Annotated in this window: 20 protein-coding genes; 12 read left to right on the top strand and 8 right to left on the bottom strand. The window is 34.3% G+C overall.

Annotation, left to right across the window (positions count from 1 at the left end; all coding sequences use genetic code 11):
- Positions 1-90: 90 nt before the first annotated feature.
- The 9 genes from ACFIKX_RS08155 to ACFIKX_RS08195 all read left to right on the top strand — a co-directional run bounded on the left by ACFIKX_RS08155 (position 91) and on the right by ACFIKX_RS08195 (position 12,572).
- Positions 91-1,266 carry a cysteine desulfurase family protein gene (locus ACFIKX_RS08155; RefSeq protein WP_375628096.1) on the top strand — a complete coding sequence of 392 codons (1,176 nt, stop codon included), beginning with the start codon at positions 91-93 and terminating at the stop codon, positions 1,264-1,266.
- Positions 1,267-1,405: 139 nt separating this feature from the next.
- Positions 1,406-2,917, top strand: coding sequence for a Fe-S cluster assembly protein SufB (gene sufB / locus ACFIKX_RS08160; protein ID WP_375613439.1), 1,512 nt, complete (start codon positions 1,406-1,408; stop codon positions 2,915-2,917).
- 159 nt (positions 2,918-3,076) lie between these two features.
- Positions 3,077-3,832: a Fe-S cluster assembly ATPase SufC gene (gene sufC / locus ACFIKX_RS08165; protein WP_375613438.1), complete on the top strand. Its 756-nt coding sequence runs from the start codon at positions 3,077-3,079 to the stop codon at positions 3,830-3,832.
- Positions 3,833-3,843: 11 nt separating this feature from the next.
- Entirely contained in the window at positions 3,844-5,106 is a 1,263-nt protein-coding gene (gene sufD, locus ACFIKX_RS08170; protein WP_375611953.1) for a Fe-S cluster assembly protein SufD, read from the top strand.
- Positions 5,107-5,116: 10 nt separating this feature from the next.
- Positions 5,117-6,361, top strand: coding sequence for a cysteine desulfurase (locus ACFIKX_RS08175; protein WP_375628099.1), 1,245 nt, complete (start codon positions 5,117-5,119; stop codon positions 6,359-6,361).
- A complete protein-coding gene (locus tag ACFIKX_RS08180; RefSeq protein ID WP_375628101.1) occupies positions 6,354-6,755 on the top strand; it encodes an SUF system Fe-S cluster assembly protein in 402 nt (133 codons plus the stop codon). The genes ACFIKX_RS08175 and ACFIKX_RS08180 overlap by 8 nt, the downstream gene beginning before the upstream one ends.
- 83 nt (positions 6,756-6,838) lie before the next feature.
- Positions 6,839-8,479, top strand: coding sequence for a site-specific DNA-methyltransferase (locus ACFIKX_RS08185; RefSeq protein ID WP_375628102.1), 1,641 nt, complete (start codon positions 6,839-6,841; stop codon positions 8,477-8,479).
- A 22-nt stretch (positions 8,480-8,501) separates the two neighbouring features.
- A complete protein-coding gene (locus ACFIKX_RS08190) occupies positions 8,502-11,255 on the top strand; it encodes a DEAD/DEAH box helicase (protein WP_375628104.1) in 2,754 nt (917 codons plus the stop codon).
- A gap of 378 nt (positions 11,256-11,633) precedes the next feature.
- The gene (locus ACFIKX_RS08195) at positions 11,634-12,572 is read left to right on the top strand and encodes a COG2958 family protein (protein WP_375628106.1); all 939 of its coding nucleotides are present in this window, start codon (positions 11,634-11,636) and stop codon (positions 12,570-12,572) included.
- 643 nt (positions 12,573-13,215) lie between these two features.
- Here ACFIKX_RS08195 and sodC read toward each other — a convergent pair.
- From sodC to ACFIKX_RS08215, 4 genes are all read right to left on the bottom strand, one after another.
- Positions 13,216-13,710, bottom strand: coding sequence for a superoxide dismutase [Cu-Zn] SodC (sodC, locus tag ACFIKX_RS08200; protein WP_375628108.1), 495 nt, complete (start codon positions 13,708-13,710; stop codon positions 13,216-13,218).
- Positions 13,711-14,184: 474 nt separating this feature from the next.
- Positions 14,185-14,493, bottom strand: a complete 309-nt coding sequence (locus ACFIKX_RS08205) for a hypothetical protein (protein ID WP_375611906.1) — start codon at positions 14,491-14,493, stop codon at positions 14,185-14,187.
- Positions 14,486-14,830 (bottom strand): hypothetical protein, encoded by a 345-nt coding sequence (locus ACFIKX_RS08210; RefSeq protein ID WP_375611907.1) that lies wholly within the window; start codon positions 14,828-14,830, stop codon positions 14,486-14,488. Before ACFIKX_RS08210 ends, ACFIKX_RS08205 begins: the two co-directional genes overlap by 8 nt.
- A 510-nt stretch (positions 14,831-15,340) precedes the next feature.
- Entirely contained in the window at positions 15,341-16,567 is a 1,227-nt protein-coding gene (locus ACFIKX_RS08215; protein WP_375628111.1) for a UbiH/UbiF family hydroxylase, read from the bottom strand.
- 185 nt (positions 16,568-16,752) lie between these two features.
- Here ACFIKX_RS08215 and pcsA point away from each other — a divergent pair, with 185 nt between their 5' ends.
- From pcsA to ACFIKX_RS08230, 3 genes are read left to right on the top strand one after another with little or no spacing between them, the layout of a single operon-like run.
- Positions 16,753-17,565 (top strand): phosphatidylcholine synthase, encoded by an 813-nt coding sequence (pcsA, locus tag ACFIKX_RS08220; RefSeq protein ID WP_375621252.1) that lies wholly within the window; start codon positions 16,753-16,755, stop codon positions 17,563-17,565.
- Between the two features lie 26 nt (positions 17,566-17,591).
- Positions 17,592-18,638 (top strand): enoyl-CoA hydratase/isomerase family protein, encoded by a 1,047-nt coding sequence (locus ACFIKX_RS08225; protein WP_375628113.1) that lies wholly within the window; start codon positions 17,592-17,594, stop codon positions 18,636-18,638.
- Positions 18,635-19,048, top strand: coding sequence for a DUF6163 family protein (locus tag ACFIKX_RS08230; protein ID WP_375628115.1), 414 nt, complete (start codon positions 18,635-18,637; stop codon positions 19,046-19,048). Before ACFIKX_RS08225 ends, ACFIKX_RS08230 begins: the two co-directional genes overlap by 4 nt.
- A 311-nt stretch (positions 19,049-19,359) precedes the next feature.
- On the opposite strand, the gene ACFIKX_RS08235 is transcribed toward ACFIKX_RS08230, so the two are convergent.
- The 4 genes from ACFIKX_RS08235 to metG form a co-directional block, all read right to left on the bottom strand.
- Positions 19,360-19,719 (bottom strand): hypothetical protein, encoded by a 360-nt coding sequence (locus ACFIKX_RS08235; RefSeq protein WP_273791051.1) that lies wholly within the window; start codon positions 19,717-19,719, stop codon positions 19,360-19,362.
- Positions 19,720-19,827: 108 nt separating this feature from the next.
- On the bottom strand, positions 19,828-20,637 hold the full coding sequence (locus ACFIKX_RS08240) for an MBL fold metallo-hydrolase (RefSeq protein ID WP_375611912.1): 810 nt from the start codon (positions 20,635-20,637) through the stop codon (positions 19,828-19,830).
- 10 nt (positions 20,638-20,647) lie between these two features.
- Positions 20,648-21,421, bottom strand: a complete 774-nt coding sequence (locus ACFIKX_RS08245) for a TatD family hydrolase (RefSeq protein ID WP_375628117.1) — start codon at positions 21,419-21,421, stop codon at positions 20,648-20,650.
- On the bottom strand, positions 21,411-22,970 hold the full coding sequence (gene metG / locus ACFIKX_RS08250) for a methionine--tRNA ligase (protein WP_375628119.1): 1,560 nt from the start codon (positions 22,968-22,970) through the stop codon (positions 21,411-21,413). Before metG ends, ACFIKX_RS08245 begins: the two co-directional genes overlap by 11 nt.
- Between the last annotated feature and the right edge of the window lie 51 nt (positions 22,971-23,021).

A 23,021-nucleotide genomic window follows, 5' to 3' on the forward strand; every position in this document is an offset into this window, starting at 1 on the left:
AATTATTAGATATTCTTTTTTTAGTGCACTTTTCAAGAAAAATGCGCTATTTTTTCAATCAATTCATAAGATTAATGATAGCGATGTAAAATGGTTATAAAACGCCGATATTTTGATCATAACGCAACAACACCGCTCAAAAAAGTGGCACGGATAGCGTTACTGGAATCTTTAGAGATATTTGGTAATCCATCATCGGTTCATAAGGAAGGGCGTGCCGCTAAAACTTTGTTGCAAAAGTCCCGTCGGCAAATCGCTGAAAATCTTAAAACAGATCCAGATCACGTGGTATTTACCTCTGGTGCGAGTGAAGCCGCAATGACTTTGTTAACACCTTTTTACAATATGGGGAAAGCAAAAGTTAAATTTTCTCATCTTTACCTTGGAGCGACTGAACATCCCTCTGTTGCAGAGGGAGGACGTTTTTCTAAAGAATTGATAAGCGTCATTGATGTTGATCAAGATGGGCTCATACAACAAGATAAATTAACATCACTCTTAACGGTTCACGATAAAACAAAAGGTTTACCTCTTGTTGCTATTCAAGCTGCAAATAGTGAAACGGGTGTTATTCAACCGTTAACAGAAATCGCCGCTATTGTTCGGGATTTAGGAGGCACTCTTATAGTTGATTTGACACAATATGTAGATAAAAATTTTGTGGATATTCATCAGTTAGGAGGAGACTTTTTTATACTGTCTGCCCATAAAATTGGCGGTCCTAAAGGAATTGGTGCTTTTGTTTCATGTGGTAATCTTCTCATGCCACACCCTCTTATTATTGGAGGAGGACAAGAAAAAGGTCTCCGTGGAGGAACAGAAGCATTGCCCCTTATTGCTGCTTTTGGGGCAGCAATGACTGATTGCTTCACACAGGAGGAAATAAAACAGTTAATATATTTACGCAATAAATTAGAAGCTGGACTACAAAAAATAAGTAAAAATGTTGAGATTTTTGGCAAAAGAGTTCAACGTTTGCCAAATACAACTTACTTTACCGTGAAAAATATAAAAGCTGAAACGATGCAAATTGCTTTTGATTTAGAAGGGTTTTCTTTATCATCCGGCTCTGCCTGTTCTTCGGGAAAAGTAAAACAAAGCAAAGTGTTGGAGGCAATGGGGTATCATGTTCCAAATGGTGCCATTCGCATTTCGCTAGGGCGTGGCACAACTTCTGAAGATATTGATGATTTTCTGTCGTTTTTTTCTCAAATTATAAGCAGGAAAAAAGGGGAAGATTTATCATCAGAAAGTTATAAAAATTAGAATTATTTTAAAAATAAAATAAGTTTGATTGAAATTTTTGCGCTTTACCTATAGCCTAGGAGATAACTTGCTTACTTTAATCTTGTAAAAAACAAGACTTTAGTTACCGGTTTTTGACGCCAAAAAATGGAGAAAATTTATGCCGGCAGTACAAGAAACGATACGCCAAGTACGTGAAATAGATGTTGACCAATATAAATATGGTTTTGAAACCAATATTGAAACCGATAAAGCTCCAAAAGGCTTAAATGAGGATATTATCAAATTTATTTCCGCTAAAAAAAATGAGCCTGAATGGATGCTAACATGGCGCTTAAAAGCTTACCGCCGTTGGCTGACAATGCAAGAGCCTCATTGGGCGCGTCTTGAATATCCTAAAATTGATTTTCAGGAGCTTTATTATTATGCTGCTCCAAAAAATCATACAGGACCAAAATCTTTGGATGAAGTGGATCCTGAGTTATTAGCAACGTACGAAAAACTTGGCATTCCCCTTAAAGAACAAGAGATTTTGGCAGGAGTAAGAAAACAGTCTGATCCCTCCACTTTTGATGACAGTATGTCTGTATCGGGGCAGGTGGCTGTTGATGCAGTCTTTGATTCTGTTTCTGTTGTAACAACATTCAAAAAAGAGCTGGCACGTGCTGGTGTGATTTTTTGTTCTATTTCAGAGGCGATTATTGAACATTCTGAGCTTATTAAAGAATATTTAGGAACAGTTGTACCTATAAGTGATAATTATTATGCGGCCTTAAATGCAGCTGTCTTTACAGATGGTTCATTTGTTTATATTCCTAAAGGGGTTCGTTGTCCTATGGAGCTTTCAACTTATTTTAGGATTAATGAACGCAACACTGGCCAATTTGAACGAACATTGATTATCGCCGCTGAAGATTCCTATGTTTCTTATCTTGAAGGGTGTACAGCACCCCAACGTGATGAAAACCAACTTCATGCTGCTGTTGTTGAGCTTATTGCCCTTGAAAATGCAGAGATTAAATATTCTACAGTACAAAACTGGTATCCTGGCGATAAAGATGGAAAGGGCGGTATTTATAATTTTGTGACGAAGCGTGGAGATTGTCGAGGTGATAGCTCTAAAATTTCATGGACACAAGTTGAGACTGGTTCTGCGATTACTTGGAAATATCCATCCTGCTTACTCCGTGGTAATAATGCGCGTGGAGAATTTTATTCTATTGCCGTTGCAAACGGTTATCAACAAATTGATTCCGGTACAAAAATGATTCATTTGGGAAAAAATACTTCCAGTCGCATTATTTCCAAAGGTATTTCTGCAGGTTTTTCAAATAACACGTATCGAGGACAAGTCACAGCGCATCGAAAAGCACAAAATGCGCGTAACTTTACGCAATGTGATAGTTTGTTAATCGGGAATGATTGTGGTGCGCATACAGTTCCTTATATTGAAGCAAAAAATGCAACAGCTCAGTTTGAACATGAAGCCACAACATCAAAAATTTCTGATGACCAACTTTTTTATGTTATGCAAAGAGGAATTCCCGAAGAAGAAGCTATCGCATTAATTGTAAATGGTTTTGTAAAAGAGGTCATTCAAAAACTTCCCATGGAATTTGCTGTCGAAGCACAAAAGCTTATTAGTATTAGCCTTGAAGGTAGTGTTGGATAATTTTATTTAATTAGATAAATAGAAGACTTTATGTAAAAAGGCTGTAACGGTAGCACATAATGCTAAAAATGACCTCTATGGTAATTACAAAAGTAGATGGATGCTAAGGTAAAATAATACGCATTGATATCTGAAAAACAGCCAAAACAGGATTAAATTATGTTAGAGATCAAAAATTTGCACGCCCGTATTGCTGAAACCGATACAGAAATTATTCGTGGTTTAAACTTGACAGTTCAAGATGGAGAAGTTGCCGCTATCATGGGACAAAATGGAGCCGGAAAATCAACTTTATCTTATTTGCTTGCTGGTCGTGATGATTATGAAATAACAGAAGGAGATATTCTCTATAATGGACAATCACTTTTAGAAATGGATCCAGCAGAACGTGCTGCATATGGTGTTTTTCTTGCATTTCAATATCCAATGGAAATACCAGGGGTAGCAACAATGGAATTTTTAAAAGTTGCGATGAATTCTCAACGCAAAGCGCGAGGTGACGAAGAACTTAAAATTCCTGAATTTATAAAATGTGTTAAAGAAGTTTCAGCCAAACTTGAAATAGATATGGATATGCTAAAGCGTCCATTAAATGTAGGTTTTTCAGGTGGAGAAAAAAAACGCGCTGAAATTTTACAAATGGCACTTCTTGAACCTACACTTTGCATTTTAGATGAAACGGATTCTGGCTTAGATATTGATGCACTAAAAATTGTTGCAGATGGTGTTAATAAACTTCGGGATTCAAAACGTTCATTTTTGGTGATTACCCATTATCAACGGCTGCTTAATTATATTATTCCTGATACGGTACATGTTCTTTATAAAGGACAAATTATCAAAAGCGGTGATAAATCCTTAGCGCTTTATTTAGAGGAAAATGGGTATGCTGATCTTATTAGGGAAGCGGTTTGAGGTTATTAAATATGAATGCACAGCAAAACTTGTTAGCGGTTGAAGAAAATATACTCAGTAATTTTAATCAGTATGTAAACCACTTACCTGGTGATAAAGCTGTACAGGAAATCCGCAAGAAAACTATTGAGCAGTTTCAAACGACACGGCTTCCTTCCCGTAAAATCGAAAGTTGGCATTATACCAATCTGCGTACCTTACTGAAGTCTATTAGCAATTTTTCAAAAGTTCAAGACAATCAATTGGTTGATGCATTGCTTTCAGAAAGTGCTGTTTTCTCCATAAACAATGGAAAAACATCGATAGAGTCAAAGGTAGACAACATTGCAGTAAAACGCCTTTCAGACGCATTAGAAGATAATTCTGTACAGATAAATCAAAACATTTCTGATGAAGATTTTATTGGACAGTTAAATACAGCTTTTGTTACAGATGGTTGGCTTTTTCACATCCCTGAAAATACAAAGTTAAATATCCCCATTGAATTACAAAATATACAAATGGGGGGACAATCTCATATTTTTTCGGATATAAAAGTTGATAAAAATAGTCAAGTTATGTTTATTGAACATCAGGTTGGCAATGATAAAGATACCTTTGTCAGTTCAATATTTTCATTAAATGTTGCTGCTGATAGTGATGTTACGTGGATTCTCATTCGCAATCGTGATTTTAATTCTACACAATTTGGTCGATTTTGTGCTGTTCTTGATCAAAGAGCGAAGTTATCACTTTATGTCATTAATATAGGGAGTCAATTAAATCGCCAAGAAATCGATATTGAATTACAGGGAGAAGAATCTGATTTTCAATTACGCGTCATAAATTTATTATCAGGACAAACACATAGTGATCTTACAATGACTGTTCGTCACGTGGAAGAAAAATCAACATCAACCGAAATTATACGCAATGTGGTTACAGATAAGGCTGTTGGTGTTTTCCAAGGAATAATACGTGTTTCTCAAAAAGCGCAAAAAACAGATGCACGCATGGCTTGTAATAGCCTTATTCTTTCAGATGATGCAGAATTTAATGCAAAGCCTGAACTGGAGATTTTTGCTGATGATGTTGCATGTGGTCATGGTGCAACAGTTGCTAATATTAATCATGATTATCTTTTTTATCTTATGACACGTGGTATCCCATTTAAAACGGCGCGAGCACTTTTGATTAAAGGATTTATCTCTGAGCTCATTGATGACATCAAGCAAGATAATATTCAAATCGTTTTGGAGAATATCATTAGTAAATGGCTTGAAAAAAATGTTTAAGGTAGAAAAAATGGAAAATAACGTACAAACATTTACTTATAATGTCGAAGAAATTCGGCGTGATTTTCCTATTTTGCACCATCAAGTTTATGGAAAGCGATTAGCATATCTTGATAGTAGTGCTTCTGCCCAAAAACCAATGTCAGTACTCAATGCAATGAATAATTATTATCACTATAGTTATGCTAATGTGCATAGGGGAATGTATTTTTTAGCCAATATAGCAACACAATCCTATGAAAATTCTCGTGAAACCGTTCGTGTTTTTCTAAATGCTCAAAAAGCTGAAGAAATTGTTTTTACGAAAAATGCAACAGAAGCTATTAATACTGTTGCTTATGGTTGGGCGATGCCAAAACTCAAGGAAGGTGATGAGATTGTTCTAACGATCATGGAACATCATTCAAATATTATTCCTTGGCATTTTCTCCGTGAACAAAAAGGTGTTAAACTTATTTTTGTTCCTGTCGATGAAAATGGTGTTCTGCACATTGAAGATTTCCAAAAGGCTTTAAGCGAAAAAACGCGGCTTGTTGCTATAACGCATATGTCCAATATATTAGGAACTGTGCCTCCTGTTAAAGAGATTATTAAACTAGCACATCAAAATTCTATTCCGGTTCTTGTTGATGGTTCTCAAGGAGCAGTACATTTAACCGTTGATGTGCAAGATCTCAATTGTGATTGGTATGTCTTTACAGGTCATAAGCTTTATGGACCCACTGGTATTGGTGTTTTGTATGGTAAAGAAGATAGGTTAGAAGAAATGCGTCCTTTTCAAGGGGGAGGGGAAATGATCGAGGAGGTAACAACCGATAAGGTTTTTTATAATGCTCCTCCTTACCGTTTTGAAGCAGGCACTCCTCCTATCGTTGAAGCTATTGGATTAACTGCGGCTATTGATTATATACAAGAGAAAGGTCGTAGCACGATTCATGCCCATGAGAGGTCCCTTTTAGCTTATGCGCAGGAAAAACTTAAAATGGTTGAGTCATTGCGTATTTATGGTCATTCTCCCAATAAAGGAGCTATTATATCATTTACAATTGAAGGGATTCACGCCCATGATATCGCTATGTTTATTGATAGAAAAGGGGTTGCAATCCGCGCGGGAACCCATTGTGCACAGCCTTTATTACAGCGCTTTGGTCTAACATCTATTTGCCGCGCATCGTTAGCCATGTATAACACTCAAGAGGATATAGATCAATTAGTAGAAGCATTGCAAGAAACAAGGACATTTTTTAATGGCTGAATCAATTGAAGAGCGTCATTCTACAGAATCCGTTGAAACTGTAAGCGAAAATAAAAAATCTTACATATCAGCAATTCCAGCAGACGAAATTGATCGTATGACAAATGATATTATTGCTGCTCTCAAAACAGTTTATGATCCAGAGATTCCTGCTGATATTTATGAGCTAGGATTGATTTATCGTATTGATATTGACGATGATCGTTCAGTAAAAATTGAAATGACTCTTACAGCACCGGGATGTCCTGTTGCAGGTGAAATGCCGGGGTGGGTAGAAAATGCAGTCAGTGCAGTTGAAGGGGTTTCGTATGTTGAAGTCACTATGACTTTTGATCCACCATGGACACCTGATTGTATGTCAGAAGAAGCTCAAATTGCTGTCGGATGGTACTAAAAGTATTGTTAAGAGACTCTAATTTAGCCATTCATGAATAAGCTGTTTACTTTTCATAAGCGTTTAAATTTAAGGACGATCGCATGAGTTATAATAAACAAAAACTAGAACTCACTTGGATTGGAAAAGAAAAACGCCCAAAACTAGAGCCTCGTATTTTATTGGAAGATCTTGAAAAATCTTATCACGCTTCGCATCAAATATCATCCCAAGATATTTTTGATAATAAACTTATTTTTGGTGACAATTTGCTCGCACTCAAAGCGCTTGAACAAGAATATATGGGGAAGGTAAAATGTATCTATATCGATCCGCCTTATAATACAGGCAATGCCTTTGAACATTATGAAGATGGTTTGGAGCATTCCCTATGGCTAAGCCTTATGAGAGACAGGCTAGAATTGTTACATCATTTACTGGCGGATGATGGAAGTATCTGGATATCAATTGATGATGATGAACAAGCCTATCTTAAAGTGATGATGGATGAAATTTTTGGTCGCCAAAATTTCATCAACAATATTATTTGGCAAAAGAAATATGCTCCACAAAATGATACAAAATGGCTTTCTGATAATCATGATTTTATAATGGTTTATGCCAAAGACAAAACGATTTGGCGCCCTCAATTGCTTCCTCGTTCAAACGATATGGATGCGCGCTATAAAAATCCTGATAATGATCCTCGCGGTCCTTGGAAATCTGGAGATTTATCTGTAAAAAGAGTAACACCTAAGGATATTTATGAAATCATCACACCTTCTGGACGCAAGGTAATGCCTCCTAATGGTAGAAGTTGGGCTATGAATAAAAAAAAATTCTTTGAATTATTGAATGATAATCGTATTTGGTTTGGCCCCACAGGAAGCAATGTTCCTTCTTTGAAGCGTTTTTTATCAGAAGTAAAAAATGGCATGGTTTCAATGACCATTTGGCCTTATCAGGAAGTTGGCCATAATCAAGATGCAAAAAAAGAAGCCAAAGTCTTCAATTCTGATAGTGTCTTTACAACTCCTAAACCGGAACGTTTAATGGAACGCATTATTCAACTTGCCACTAATCCCGGTGATCTTGTACTGGATTCTTTTGCTGATTCTGGCACAACCGGTGCTGTTGCCCATAAAATGGGAAGGAAGTGGATTATGATTGAACTTGGTGAGCATTGTCACACCCACATTATCCCTCGTTTAAAACAAGTCATTGATGGAACTGATCAAGGGGGAATTTCCAAAAGTGTCAATTGGCAAGGTGGCGGTGGATTCCGTTATTATCGCCTTGCACCTTCTCTGTTGCAAAAGGATCCATGGGGACAATGGATTATTCGTCGCGAATATAATGCTGCGATGCTTTCAGAAGCAATGTGCAAACATATGGGATTTACCTATGCACCTGATGAAAATCATTATTGGATGCAAGGGTATTCAACCGAAACAGATTATATTTATGTCACAACAAGCGCTATGACCCATGAACAACTCCGTATAATGAGTGAAGAGGTAGGCTCTCATCGCACGTTGCTGATTTGTGGTACAGCCTTTGATACAAAATCAGCATCCTTTGAAAATCTGACACTCACTAAAATCCCCCGTGCAATATTAGAAAAATGCGAATGGGGAAGGGACGATTACAGTTTAAATGTAGCCAATCTTGAACCAGTGATTGTGGTAAAAGAAAACAGCAAAAATAAAGATATTGCGCAAGCAGAATTAGATCTATTTGAATAATATATAAAAAGCGGAGTTTTTCATGAACACTGTTGAACAAAGGATTTCTGCTCGCTTATCGTTGCGTGATCCTCAACGTGAATCTTTAAATATTTTGGTAAAAATCTTAGAAAATATAGAGCTTTCTAAAAATGCTGATTTGGTTGCAGAGTTAGAAGTGATAAAAAATCTTTATCCTTCTGTACAAGATTTTGAACGAAATTTTCCCTCTTTTTGTTTTGCCTTAGCAACGGGTGTTGGGAAAACGCGACTTATGGGGGCTTTTATCAGCTATCTTTATTTAACAGGTCATAGTCGCCATTTTTTTGTTTTAGCGCCAAATTTGACTATTTATGAAAAGTTAAAACAGGATTTTAGTCCCCAAAGTCCGAAGTATGTTTTCAGTGGAATGAGTGAATTTATTGCCAATAGACCCGTTATTATTACAGGTGAAGATTATGAAAGTGGTAAAGGTATTCGCGTTGATGAACACCATATTCAAGGACAAAAGCGTTTGTTTGAGAATAGAGATACGGCCTTTATCAATATTTTTAATATTTCTAAAATTAATACAACGGATAATAAAAAAGGCGCACTAAAATCTAGTATTCCGCGAATTAAACGCTTACAAGAAACGATTGGTGAAAGTTATTTTGATTATCTCGCAAATCTTCCTGATTTAGTTTTGTTAATGGATGAAGCACATCGTTATCGAGCTTCTGCTGGTGCGGCAGCAATTAATGAGTTAAAACCTGTTTTAGGAATAGAGCTTACAGCGACACCAAAAACAATAGGTGCAAAACCCGTAGATTTTAAAAATGTTGTCTATAGTTATTCACTTGCAGAGGCTATGAGAGATGGTTTTGTAAAAGAGCCTGCTGTTGCTACACGTAAAGATTTTCAACCTCAAAATTATACATCTGAACAATTAGAACATATCAAATTACAAGATGCAATTCATGCCCATGAAACTGTGAAAGCAGATTTAATTGTCTATGCAAAAGATTATAACAAAAAGTTCGTTAAGCCTTTTATTTTAGTTGTCGCTCAAGATACAAATCATGCACAGAAATTGCGTGATTTATTGGAATCAGATGATTTTTTTGCAGGAGCTTATAAGGGAAAAGTTATAGAGATTCATACAAAACAGTCGAATATAGAAGAAGATCAAAATATTCAAAAGCTGATTGCAATTGAAGATTCTCATGACTCAACAGAAATTGTTATTCACGTTAATAAATTAAAGGAGGGGTGGGATGTTACGAATCTCTATACTATTGTACCGTTGCGTGCATCGGCTTCAGAAATTTTAACAGAGCAAACAATTGGGCGTGGATTGCGTTTGCCTTATGGGTATAGAACAGGCGTGGAAGCTATTGATCGTTTAACAATTATTGCGCATGATCGTTTTCAAGATATTATTGATCGTGCAAACGATCCAAACTCAATTATAAAAAAGCATATTGAGATTGGAACAGGAGGGAATATCCCCTTTGAAAAGACCGATATAGTGATAGTTCCAAGTCAAGTAGAAGCTTTATTGATGCAAACGATGGTAATACGTAATTCCGATATAAATGGAGCATCTTCTGATTTACAAGGTATCATATTACGTCATACAGATTCCCCTACATTAACACCTGAAGAGCAAGATATTGCAGCGATCGCGTGGGATCTTATCAAAGAGAATGATAAATTGCCAAGTTCTCAAATGCTTTGTTCTGCACAGATACAAGAAAAAATTGCTAATAAAGTTATGAATATTAAGCCTTCATCACAAAAGTCTCTTGTATCAAAAGTGGTGACAATTCTGACAAAACAATTAACAGAACTGATAATAGATATTCCAAATATTATACTCATTCCTTCGCGTGATGTTACTTATGGTTTTTATGATTTTGATTTGGAAAATTTAGAAAACTTAAATTTTCAACCTGTTAGTAAAGAACTTTTAATTCGAGAATTGCGTACCCATAAAAGCATTTTTCTCACATCTAAGAATGAATATGTCAAAGAGCCTTATCTTGAAAACTACATCATTCGTGGTTTGATTGATAATGACTTTGTCGATTATGATAACCATACGCTCTTATTACGAAAATTAGCTAGTCAGATAGTAGAACATTTCCGATCTTATTTACCCAATGATACAGCTGTTGAGAACGTATTAATTCACTATCAGCACAAGCTTACTAGTTTTATTGTTGCGCAATTAAGAGAACATCAATGGGAAACGCAAAAAGATTATGCGGTTAAAGTTACACGAGGTTTTACAATTTTACAACCTATCCATTATGTGTTGCCGCAAGGGACGTCTCCTCTTGATTTTCGTAATATTCCTGCCATTAAAAGCGATATTAAAAAACTTGTATTCAGCGGCTTTAGAAAATGCTGTTATCCTTTACAAAAGTTTGATTCAGTAGAAGGGGAATTACGATTTGCTCAAATATTAGAGGATGATGCACAAGTCTTGAAATGGATGAAACCCGCTCGAGGTTTTTTCAGAATAGAATATGATAAAAGATCAATCTATGAACCAGACTTTGTTGTAGAAACGAAGGATGCCAAATATCTTTGTGAGCCTAAAAAAGCCTCTGAAATGCAAAATCCTATTGTTTTAAAAAAGAGAGAAGCTGCAGTTCAATGGTGTTGTCATGCAACGCGCTATGCGGCGACTTATGGCGATAAAAAATGGTATTATGTTCTTATTCCCCATGATGCTATTAAAGCAAATAGTAGTTTTGAAGGTTTGTGTGCAGAGTTTACCATTTCAGAATCTATACTTGAGAGCTTATAACTTTTTGCTTCAAAAATAAAACACATAAGTTTTTTAATTGACGGGTGTGAGGTTTAATCAAATGTTTGAATAATTATTTTTAACTTTTTTCTAACGACGTTAAAATAAAAAGAAAAATGTATAGAAAAGTTATACAAGATTATGCTTTTGTATGGGGATTTGTAGCACATTTACACTTTTTTATAAAAGTACAATCTTATTTTCATTATGTAAAAAAATCTTTGAGTTTATAGTCATAAATTAAAAAAAATATTTTAATTTTATTGAGTAATTTGATAAATGTTCTTTTTTTAAAAAACTTAAACAGTTTATTGTTCTTTCATTTAAAACGCCTGAATATAATGAAATACCCAGAGGATAAAAGGGGGAGTTTTTCATATGACTTTAAATTTAACAAACACTGTTTTTAATTTTTTAAAGAAAAACCCGACAAAAAAGTTTACAGCTCGAGAAATTGCTCAATGGATATTTGAAAATTACCCAGAAAAATGCCGTCAAAAACAAAAGAATTCAACGGCAATAATCACTCCCCTTAATAGTGATGCAGCTCTTATTCAGCAAATTGTTGCTGAAATAGGGGCAAAACGCCCTCAGTTACAAAAGCGTTATTCAGAAATTAAAACCACTGAAGGACGACCGCGACAATATTATTTTACTGAACAAACAGATAGTGCTGAAATTGATGCAATAGAGGACAATGCAAAGAGTAGAACAGAAGATGGCTCTGTTAAAGAGCATGATCTTTATCCATTATTATCTAAATTTTTATGGTCAGAGCTTGCAGTTTATAGCAAGCGCATTAATGAGAAATGTTCTCGTAATAAACATGGAGCAGGCGGAAATAAATGGCTTTATCCAGATCTCGTAGGGATGCAAGATTTAAGCAAGGAATGGAATCGTGAAATAAAAGACTGTGTTTTGCAATATTTTGATAAAAAGACAAAGCTTTGGTCTTTTGAAGTAAAAATTCTCATCAATCGTTCAAATTTACGAAAAGCATTTTTTCAAACAGTTAGTAATTCTTCATGGGCTAATTTGAGTTATTTAGTTGCTAGTGAAATTGAAGGAGTTGATACATTAAAAGAGCTTCGGATGCTTTCAAGTTTGCATGGAATTGGATTTATAAGACTTAATAAGGAAAACTCTTCCGAGAGTGAGATCTTAATTCCTGCCAAAGAACGTAGTGATATTGATTGGGATACAGCTAATAGATTAGTGGAGGAAAACAAAGATTTTCTTGATTATATTAAGCTCATTCGTCAATTTTATCAAACTGGTGAGATGCGTCCACTAGATTGGGATCGTATGTATCTATGAGGAGTATTTTTAAAAAGACTCTATTGTTTAAAAGCCTTTTTTCAGAATGATGAAAATTACTCTAACTATTTTATTTGTCTTATTATATTGGTATAATATGTTGATTTACTAATGATAATTAGTCTTTAAACTTAAATGAGGGGAATGAATATCCTAGTATTCAATCCTTTCAAACCATCTCATATTGATATTGTATCAATTAAAATTTTTCTCACGTACCTCATGAGTAGGGTTGAGTAGGGGAAGAGTAAAAATTCTGTTTTAAGCCTGTTCTATTTTGTGCATTGAGCGTGATTCCATTAGATACTAGACTTAATGATTATAATTTATTATAAATTTGCTATTATAGAGGGTGAAATTCGACTTTTTTTCTTTGTTTACATCAAGCATGGAAAATATTACTTCCTCATATTGAAGTCTTCTTACGGAGAATTTACACTACTATTTCTTTAATTTCCATTGCTGTTCGTTTTGATGATTACTAAGCTTTTTGTTATCCGAAGTAAACATTCAAAAAAACATTAATTTTATAAAATATTCACATAGTTTACTCAATTTCTTGAAATAGATTTAAAAAATAAATTTCTCTCACACCTTATGGTAAAGGAAGTGTGTACTGTCGCAGTCTGCCACAATACTCTCTTTATTTTTCAATAATACCGCACGCTAAACGTGCACCACCTCCGCCAAGCGGTAATGGTTTATCTGATTGATTATCAGCCCCTAAATGAATGACTAAAGAGCGCCCTTTAATTTCAGAGATTTTTTTTAATCGTGGAGCAAGAACGCTCATTATGGCATATCCCTGCTTATCAACATAAAGTGCTGGTAAATCACCAAGATGACCATTGACATTATAAGGTCCTAAATGTTTTCCGGTATGTTCCGGATCATAATGTCCACCTGCGCTTCCACCAATTATGCCATCTTTTGTATCACATGAAGGATTTACATGTACATGAAAACCATGCATTCCTTCTGATAAAGTAGATAAATTAGGGATGAAAATCAAACCGTATGTGGTTTCTTCAATTTTAATGCTACCAATAGCCTTTTTGGAATTGTTATATTCTAATTTATAAATATTTACTTGTTTTGATAGTGCTAATGCAGAATTTTTATGAATTAAAAATGCCATAAAAAACAATAATGATAATAATATTTTTTCATAAAATACCTTTATACTTATATTTTAATATATTGTTGTCTATAAATAACAATCTATATTAATGATATATTATATAAATGTCTTAAATTTAACTTTAAGAAAAATAATTTACATAGAAATATGCTGTTATTAGAAAGAGCAAATAAATTAAAGTGTGTTTATATATATTTCTGAACATAACTTTTATTTTTTGATCTATAAAAAATACAGCTTTTATGGATGGATAATTATATCTCACTTACATTTCTTCAAGAGATGCTTTTAAAAAATCTACTTTTTGAGGTATAATAAGGAATTTTAGTAAGTTAGCTATTATTTCATTTATAATATGATGATCGTTTCATCAAAAAAAGAATATATAATTTGTTGATGATTTAATTGTTTTTCATAGAAAAAATGACGAGAAATTTCTATTCATTATGAAATTTATAAGAGAAAAAATTATTATGATTCATATAAATTTCCCAATAAAATACAGCATATACCGACACTCCCTCCCATTCCTGATCCTATCAGTGCTCCTATTATTATTCCGGAAGAAAGTGCTACTCCTATACCCATTGCGATAACTGGACCAAATCCTGGAAGAGCAATATAACCATAAGCTGCAAGAGTTGCCGCGATAGCTCCTGATATGCTACCATTTAAACCGCCAATGAAAGAAAATTCTTTAATAGAATGGCAGTACTTTTTTAATTTTTTTTTCTTACAGCTGTGAAAAGAAACGTTGCTGTAAGTTTTTAAATCAATCATATTCTTTTCTTTCATTTTGAATGCTAACTGTTCCTGAATAGTCAACGGATACGAAAAAATGGGACTTTTTAAATTTTACTAAAGCACGCCAGATACCATTGTCATCTAAGCGCAATCGTTTAATATTCTCAAAACCATTTTGCATAAGACAATTTTTAACTTGTGAAGCAGTAAATGAGTTCTGACCTATTTTAGTGACCTTTTGAGTAGAGCTATAGGTAAAGGTTTGACAATAAGGAAGGTGAAAAACTTCACTTATTGAAGTCGTGACTATCAACGAGACACATGCAATCATTATAAAAAAAGTACTTAATTTCAAAAAATTATTTAGTGTCATCTTGTTACCATTTGTTGAAACAACACTTCATTAACCTCTGTGTTACTAACAGGTTCCAAAGATGATTTTATTTTTAATATTATACTTAACAATAAAAATTTTTGAAAATATATTGATTAAATAAAACTGTTTTTATTTATTTTCTTATTAAAATTAATTTAATAAAATAAATTTTTCAAAACGGTATTATTTTTCATTTTATTTATATTTCTAAATTTAACAGCTATGATTTAGCAAGATATCTTTATAATTTAATTTGTAGTCTATAATTCAGTTTTCTCTTATTTCATATCAACATACTAAATAATATAATAATTTTTAATAAAAAATAATTTACAGTTATATTAATTAAACATGTTATTATTATAAATAAATCAATAAATATAATTAATTATTTTAATATAATTTGTTACTTCTTAGAAAGAACAAAAATATTTTTTTACATCAGTAATAGATATGATTCAAAATACAATTTATTATTTTTTATCTTACGTTATTATTCATTATTGCTTAGTAGAGCTGTTTTGATGATTTTGTTGGAAATATTTGCATAATTTCCTTGAATCCATAACCGGGATACATTCCTTCGCGCATAAATAAATTACGTAATGGTGGGAAACTATGCAACAAACCAAGCCCAATGCTTCGTATGATATGAACAGGCAACATATGAGAAAGTAGAGCAGAGTTCAGTGTATGAACAGCTCCACTTCGGATTAATATATCTGGTTTGCGGCATTTGTTATAATGTGCAACAATCATTTCAGAGTTAGAATTGGATATTTTATTGGGTAAAATATCAATTAAAGTTTGGACATCACGGAATCCTAAATTCAATCCCTGTGCCCCAATAGGGGGAAAAACATGAGCGGCTTCACCCACTAAAATTGTTCCATTAGCAGCAAAATGATGAGAAAGAAGTCCGAAAAGCGGCCATGCTTGAATTGATGTTTCTAAGCTTAGCTTTCCAAGCATTGATTGCATTTTGTTTTCGATCATTTTTGCAATTGTTTTTGGTTCTATATTCAATAATTCTTCAGCAAGGGAAGGATGAACAACCCATACAAGACTAGATCTTCGTCCTGGTAGTGGAACCTGTGTAAATGGACCGTGTTCTGTATGAAATTCAGTTGATGTATTTTGATGAGAAAACTCATGAGAAAAGTTGAGAACAAGTGCTTTTTGTGGATAATTCCACTGTTTGACACTTATCCCTGCTGCGGCACGTGTAAGAGAGTGACGCCCATCGGCTGCAACAACAAGTGGTGTTTGAATGACTCTACAATCAGCAAGAGTAATACATACATGGTTTTTTGTATGATGAACAGATTTGGCTGCAGAAACAAATCTTGTAATATTAGGCGTATGTGTAACAGCATCGACTAAAGCACTGTTTAATTTTACATTAGGTATATTATAGCCAAAAGCTTTTTCACCAATTTCAGCAGAAGAAAAATGTACCGTAGGAGCATGCACAATTCTAGAAGTTATATCTATAATTCTCATGGACGATAAAGCAGCTGCATGTTGTTGAAGATTATCCCAAATATTGAGTTTTTGAAGCATGCGTATTGCAGGCATCATAAGAGCAGTTGTTCGTAACTCATCTGTATGAGCAGGGGGCCCAACAAGAAAAACAGAAAGCCCCTCATGTGCAAGACTCAGCGCAGCTAACATTCCGACAGGACCTGCACCAATAACAGCAATATCTTTATGCTCGTTTTTTTCAAAGATCACAACTGTTTGAACCTTTATTCATTGAGAAAATATTTTAACATTTCCAAATGATCACTCTCTTTTTATTATATGAAGCTCTTCTATTATTATAGTATGTAATAAATAATGCGATATAAAAAAGTAACCTTTTTATGATTTTTTTAAATGCTGAGTTATATCATCGTTAAAAAATGGCGTATTGATAGATGGTTGAAGACTTTAAAAACGAGGATAAGAAAACCTTGAAACGTAAATTAACAAAGAAAATCAAAACAAATGCTAAATTATTACGCCATAAAAAAGTAACAATGCCACAAGCAAAGGCCTTTTCCGTTCATTTACTAACAGCTTCGGGATCATTTTTAGCGTTTCTTTCTCTTATATCAGCCTCTCAAAAAGAATGGACAGCTATGTTCTGTTGGCTTGGGCTTGCTCTTCTCGTTGATGGTATAGATGGACCAATTGCACGCAAACTTGATGTTAAGTACGTTCTTCCAACATGGTCTGGAGAGCTATTAGATAATATTATTGATTACGTGACTTATGTCTTAATTCCTGCCTTTGCACTCTATCAAAGTGGTTTCATGGGGGTAGGGTTATCATTTTCATTGAGTGCAATTATTGTTATTTCATCTGCTATTTATTATGCAGATACTAGTATGAAAACCAAAGAAAACTTTTTTAAAGGATTTCCTGTTGTTTGGAATATGATGATTTTTACGCTTTTTGTCGTCAGACCAGGAGAGTGGATTACTTTTATCATTATTGTTCTATCGGCGATTATATCTTTTTTGCCAATTTATTTTATTCATCCAGTAAGAGTCCTTCGTTTACGTAGAATTAATTTTCCCATTTTTCTCTTATGGTGTTTTTTTGGTGTTTCTGCCTTCTTTTATCAACTAGAGGCTCCCTATTGGGTTAAAATAGGAATTTCGGTAACAGGAATTTATATATATTGTATTGGCGCAATCATGCAAATATTTCCTAAACTTGGGGCAAAAAGTATAAAAAAACAATGAAATAATTGTTTTAAGAAGGGTGTGAGATGCAAATTAATTTTGGAGCAGATGATGATATTTCTTTTACGAAAGAAGGGCGTGCTGGTATTATAAAGCTCACACGTCCTTCAGCATTAAACGCTCTTAATCAACGAATGGTTTCAGCTTTAAAAAAAGCTCTCAGAACATGGGAAACAGATAATAATGTTTCTTGTGTCTTAATTGAAGGGGAAGGGCGTGCTTTTTGTGCTGGTGGAGATGTTGTAGAAATCTATCATATGGGGAAAAGTGCTGCTGCTTGTCAATACTTTAGAAATGAATATAGTTTAAATGCTTATATCAAACATTTTTCAAAGCCCTACATTTCTTTCTTAAACGGTATTTGGATGGGAGGAGGGGTAGGTATTTCTCTCTATGGCTCGCATCGAATTGTTACAGAAAATACAGTTTTTGCTATGCCAGAAGGTGCGATTGGATTTTTCCCAGATGTAGGTGCAAGTTTTTTCTTACCATCTCTTCCCAATCATTTTGGTATCTATCTTGCATTAACGGGCGCACGTATAAAGTGGGGAGATTGCTTAAATTTAGGATTAGCAACACACGCCGTTGCTGAAACTGAATTCGATATGATTAGAAAAGCTGTTATTGAGCAAGGAGATCCTACTTTAGCTTTAAACGAGCGAGCAATTACAAAAGACTATGAAACAAGTCATGAAATACGTTGTATTATTAACACTTGTTTTAGTGCCCATACCTTAGAAGAATGTCTCGAGTTGCTACATAAAAAAAGCAATGAAGATGTTTTATTTGCTAAAGAATGTTATGATATTTTGCAGTCACGTTCTCCGACAAGTTTAAAAGTTATCTGGAAACAAATGAAACAAAATTCATCTCAAACGTTGGAAGATTGTATAAAAATTGAAAACCGCATAGCGTATCATATGATTCATTCACATGATTTTTATGAAGGTATACGTGCTATGTTAATCGATAAGGATAAAAGACCTCAATGGCAACCAGATAAACTTTCAAATGTGACAGATGAAATGGTAGATTCTTACTTCCAACCTGTTGAACAAGAGTTATTATTGTGAAAAATAATTCTCACAAACAGATTTCAAAAATCAATTTAATCTATAACTGTTACTTACGGTTTTTGGCATTTATTTGCTTAGTTCTAGGTATTTGTTATTGGATACGCCTTGTTGGGGTTTTTCCAGGTATTCTATGGCGTTTTGATCTTATGCCTTGGCAGTGGCAATTTGCATCAGCTATATTGGCCATTCTCTATCCTATTGCCTTAGTTGGACTTTGGATGTATTCACTATGGGGTATCATTGTGTGGTGTATTGCAGCGTTGATTGAAGCAATAACAATATATTATTCCGATTTTATTTATCAGCCATTTGTACCATTATTTCATGGAATATTGTTTTTAGCTTTTATAGCACTACAAATTGTGATGGTGTTTTTTAAAAGAGTAAAAAATAAAAAAACATTGTGATTGAAATTTTCGAGCCAGAATAACAGGCTCGATTTTCAATCTTAGCTAACTTAAGTAGCTCATTTTAAAGATTCGTTCTTCAAAGCGCTGATGCTAGATATACTTTTTCTATAAAGTTCCATAATATATATTATGCGATAATATGATGCAGAAGATAAATCCTTTATCCAAAAAGAAAACCCTACTTTAAAACATCATCATAATATTTATATCATACAATTTACTTTTAAAATAAAATTTGGTCTTTAAGGTATATTCCTTAAAGACCAAAAATAGTGATAACGAAATTACGTATAATAAAATAAGAAAAATTACTGTACTATTTTACAACGTTTCATACGTGCAAGATCACTCAAAACAGCATTACGGTTATTTAAAGCCGAAATTTCATTACTTTCACTGGATTTAGTATCCATAAAAAACAAAGCAGGTACAAATACAACACTTGCTGCTGCTAAAGCCACGTTCTTATTTCTTGCTTTAGAACGCTCTGCAATTGTATCATTAATCTGACGTTTATTAGCAAAAAACTCCCGTTGAATATCGGCACAACTCATTGATCCGTCATGTAATGTTGTCGTTGCAATATTTTTTTCTAAACGCCCCCCACATGCTGTTAAGGAAACCGCTAAAACCACAATACATACACCCCGCTTAAAATTCTTATACATAAAAGCCTCATTTTTGACATAAAAAACACTAAATATGTCAAAAATGAAATAAAATAAAGGATAAATTTAAAAGTATTTTATTTAACTTAAATATTGCGCATAATAAGCTTATGCATCTGTTTCAAAAGTAAGACCTTGATATGCAGGTTTTACATAGGATGGAACGTAATTTATAACCTTATTGTAATCCAGCGATCTGTCCATATGTGTGAGTATTGCTTGTTTTGGCTTTAAATATTCTATCCACTGTAATGCTTGATCAACAGAAAAATGACTCGGATGGGATTTAAATTGAAGAGCTTCAATGATGAGAACATCCAAATCCATTAATTTGGATAAAGTTTTTTCAGGAAATTCACTAACATCCGTACAATAGGCAACATTCCCAATCCGAAAACCTAAGGAATGAATGTTTCCGTGGTGTTGTAAATGTGTATTGACGCTTATTTCTCCGCCCTGCCCCTGAATAATAAATTGGCTATCTTCATTGATAAGATGCTCTTTTAAAATGGGAGAATAAGATGAATCTTTTGGAGTTTGAAAACAATATCCGAAAGCACTTTTGAGATGCTCTAGTGTAAATCTGTCGGCATAGATATCTATTAAACATTTTTGTGCAAGTGCATAGCTGCGTAAATCATCAATACCGTGGATATGGTCTGCATGAGAATGCGTGTAAAGAGCAGCATCAAGATGGCTTACACGCGCATCGATCATTTGTGAGCGAAAATCTGGGCCTGTATCAATAACGATCGTTGTTTTGCCTCCTGAAGGTTTAATACGTTCAACTAATAAAGAACTTCTGTAGCGTTTATTTTTAGGGTTATTCGGATCACATGTTCCCCAATCACCATTAGGTCTTGGCACTCCTGGAGAAGGACCACAACCTAATATTGTAAATCGGTATTGATCACACATATCTTTTGCCTTATTTCATTTTGCTAAATAAACGAAAAGCATTACGCGTTGTTATTTGAGCTGTTTCTTCAATGCTTAAGCCAATTGTTTCAGCCAAAACAGCTGCTGTATAGCATACAAAAGATGGTTCATTTGTTTTTCCCCGATGAGGGGTAGGTGCTAAAAATGGTGCATCTGTTTCCACCAACAAATGTTCATGGGGCACAATTTTTGCTATTTCACGGATTTCAAGAGCGTTTTTAAAAGTAAGAATACCCGAAAAAGAAATATAACCACCAAGTTCAATTCCAGCACGAGCAAGTTGCATTCCAGACGAATAACAATGAAGGATAAAGGGAAAAGCTCCTTCTTTTATCTGTTCACGTAATATTTTCTCCATATCGATATCGGCATTGCGTGAATGTATAACAAGAGGAATCTGTGTTTCTCGAGAAGCAATGATATGTTCTTGAAAAACTTTCTTTTGCTCTTCTGGAGTAGAATAATCATAATGATAATCAAGCCCCCCTTCCCCAAACGCAACAATTTTAGGGTGATTCGAGAGCTGTATAAGCTCTTCCGCTGTAATATTTTGTTCTTCATGCGCATGATTGGGGTGTGTTCCAACGGAACAAAAGACTTGATCATAGCTTTGCGCAATGGCTAACAGCTTATCTAACTTATAAACATGGGTTGAAATTGTTATCATACGTTTAACGTCAGCATCTAAAGCCCGTTGGATAACATTATCCAAATCTTGTGAAAAATCTTCAAAATCAAGATGACAATGTGTATCAATCAACATGATGAGTATCTTCTTTCTTCAAGATATAACGAGGAAAAATTGGTTCTGGTGGTGGAAGATCAAGCCCTTCTTGAATTTTTGAATGACTTATATGATACAATAACCGATCATCTTCAGCAACCGCAAGGCTATCAAGAAGTTTCGTTGCTGATTGGGGTATGAAAGGCAAAAGCATAATTCCTATTCTCCGCAAGATTTCTACAGTTATATAAAGAACTGTAGAAAATCGTTCTCGATCGTTTTTACGTAAACTCCAAGGTTGTTCGTTGGCAAAATAGCGATTGGCATCTGCTACAATTGAAAAAATAGCTGAAAGTGCTAAATGCATACTATAAGAAGACATAGCTTGGTGTACAGTTTCAAGTACTTGAAGAGATTGTTCTAAAAGCTGTTTATCTTGAGCTAAAAATAAAGCTGGTTTCGGGACTTGTGCATTACAATTTTTGGCAATCATAGACAAACAGCGCTGTGCTAAATTACCAAGATCGTTAGCAAGATCAGCATTAATACGGTTCACAAGGCTTTCATGACTATAACTACCATCTTGTCCGAATGGCACTTCACGGAGAAGGAAATAACGGACCTGATCAAGACCATAATGATCAACCATTTCAAAAGGATCAACGACATTTCCAATAGATTTTGACATTTTTGCACCACGATTAAGTAAAAAACCATGTGCAAAAATATTTTTAGGCAATTCAATTCCAGCAGACATTAAAAATGCCGGCCAATAGACTGCATGAAAACGAATAATATCCTTACCAATAATATGCGTATTTGCAGGCCAAAAATCACGTTTTTTTGAATTTTCATTGAAAAAACCTATTGCTGATAGATAATTTGTAAGCGCATCAACCCAGACATACATCACGTGCTTTGGATTCTCAGGAACAGCAATTCCCCAGTTAAAACTTGCGCGTGAAATAGAGATATCTTTTAAACCTGATTTGATAAAACTTATAATTTCATTACGCCGCTCAAATGGAGCAATAAAATCAGGATGTTTTTCATAATATTCAAGAAGAGCCTTTTCATAATGAGAAAGTCTAAAAAAATAACTTTCTTCTTCATTCCATTCAACTGGAGAGCCTAATTCTTTCTCACGACGGATGTTGTCTGCTCCAATTTCCGTATCTTTTTCTTCATAATAGGCTTCTTGGCGAACCGAATACCACCCCGTATAACGACCGAGATAAATATCGCCATTTGCTTCCATCTTTTTCCAAATTTCTTGACAAGCTTGATAATGGCGTTCTTCTGTCGTACGGATAAAATCATCGTTAGAACAATTTAATACTGCAAGCATTTTTTGAAACACCGCACTATTACGATCTGCAAGTTGCTGAGGTGTCATGCCTAATGCAGCTGCGGTTTGTTGCATCTTGAGACCATGCTCATCTGTACCAGAAAGAAAAAATACATTTTTTCCGTTTAACCGTTGAAAGCGGGCTAAAACATCGCTTGCAATGGCACTATAAGCATGTCCAATATGTGGAGCAGCATTAGGATAAAAAATGGGAGTTGTTATGTAATATGTGTCACGCATGTCATACTCGTTGTAAAACGCTATAAATAGAAGAATATAATGACATAACGC

This window comes from Bartonella sp. CM86QHHN (genome assembly GCF_042194695.1).
In the GTDB taxonomy this organism is placed as follows: domain Bacteria; phylum Pseudomonadota; class Alphaproteobacteria; order Rhizobiales; family Rhizobiaceae; genus Bartonella.

What these genes read in the sequence shown, in the direction of transcription:
- ACFIKX_RS08175 (WP_375628099.1), top strand. Translation starts at nt 5,117, where the DNA reads ATGGAAAATAACGTACAAACATTTACTTATAATGTCGAAGAAATTCGG.
- metG (WP_375628119.1), bottom strand. Translation starts at nt 22,970, where the DNA reads ATGCGTGACACATATTACATAACAACTCCCATTTTTTATCCTAATGCT.
- ACFIKX_RS08190 (WP_375628104.1), top strand. Translation starts at nt 8,502, where the DNA reads ATGAACACTGTTGAACAAAGGATTTCTGCTCGCTTATCGTTGCGTGAT.
- ACFIKX_RS08240 (WP_375611912.1), bottom strand. Translation starts at nt 20,637, where the DNA reads ATGTGTGATCAATACCGATTTACAATATTAGGTTGTGGTCCTTCTCCA.
- sufC (WP_375613438.1), top strand. Translation starts at nt 3,077, where the DNA reads ATGTTAGAGATCAAAAATTTGCACGCCCGTATTGCTGAAACCGATACA.
- ACFIKX_RS08195 (WP_375628106.1), top strand. Translation starts at nt 11,634, where the DNA reads ATGACTTTAAATTTAACAAACACTGTTTTTAATTTTTTAAAGAAAAAC.
- ACFIKX_RS08155 (WP_375628096.1), top strand. Translation starts at nt 91, where the DNA reads ATGGTTATAAAACGCCGATATTTTGATCATAACGCAACAACACCGCTC.
- pcsA (WP_375621252.1), top strand. Translation starts at nt 16,753, where the DNA reads ATGGTTGAAGACTTTAAAAACGAGGATAAGAAAACCTTGAAACGTAAA.
- ACFIKX_RS08245 (WP_375628117.1), bottom strand. Translation starts at nt 21,421, where the DNA reads ATGTTGATTGATACACATTGTCATCTTGATTTTGAAGATTTTTCACAA.
- ACFIKX_RS08205 (WP_375611906.1), bottom strand. Translation starts at nt 14,493, where the DNA reads ATGATTGATTTAAAAACTTACAGCAACGTTTCTTTTCACAGCTGTAAG.
- sufB (WP_375613439.1), top strand. Translation starts at nt 1,406, where the DNA reads ATGCCGGCAGTACAAGAAACGATACGCCAAGTACGTGAAATAGATGTT.
- sufD (WP_375611953.1), top strand. Translation starts at nt 3,844, where the DNA reads ATGAATGCACAGCAAAACTTGTTAGCGGTTGAAGAAAATATACTCAGT.
- ACFIKX_RS08185 (WP_375628102.1), top strand. Translation starts at nt 6,839, where the DNA reads ATGAGTTATAATAAACAAAAACTAGAACTCACTTGGATTGGAAAAGAA.
- ACFIKX_RS08180 (WP_375628101.1), top strand. Translation starts at nt 6,354, where the DNA reads ATGGCTGAATCAATTGAAGAGCGTCATTCTACAGAATCCGTTGAAACT.
- ACFIKX_RS08225 (WP_375628113.1), top strand. Translation starts at nt 17,592, where the DNA reads ATGCAAATTAATTTTGGAGCAGATGATGATATTTCTTTTACGAAAGAA.
- sodC (WP_375628108.1), bottom strand. Translation starts at nt 13,710, where the DNA reads ATGGCATTTTTAATTCATAAAAATTCTGCATTAGCACTATCAAAACAA.
- ACFIKX_RS08235 (WP_273791051.1), bottom strand. Translation starts at nt 19,719, where the DNA reads ATGTATAAGAATTTTAAGCGGGGTGTATGTATTGTGGTTTTAGCGGTT.
- ACFIKX_RS08210 (WP_375611907.1), bottom strand. Translation starts at nt 14,830, where the DNA reads ATGACACTAAATAATTTTTTGAAATTAAGTACTTTTTTTATAATGATT.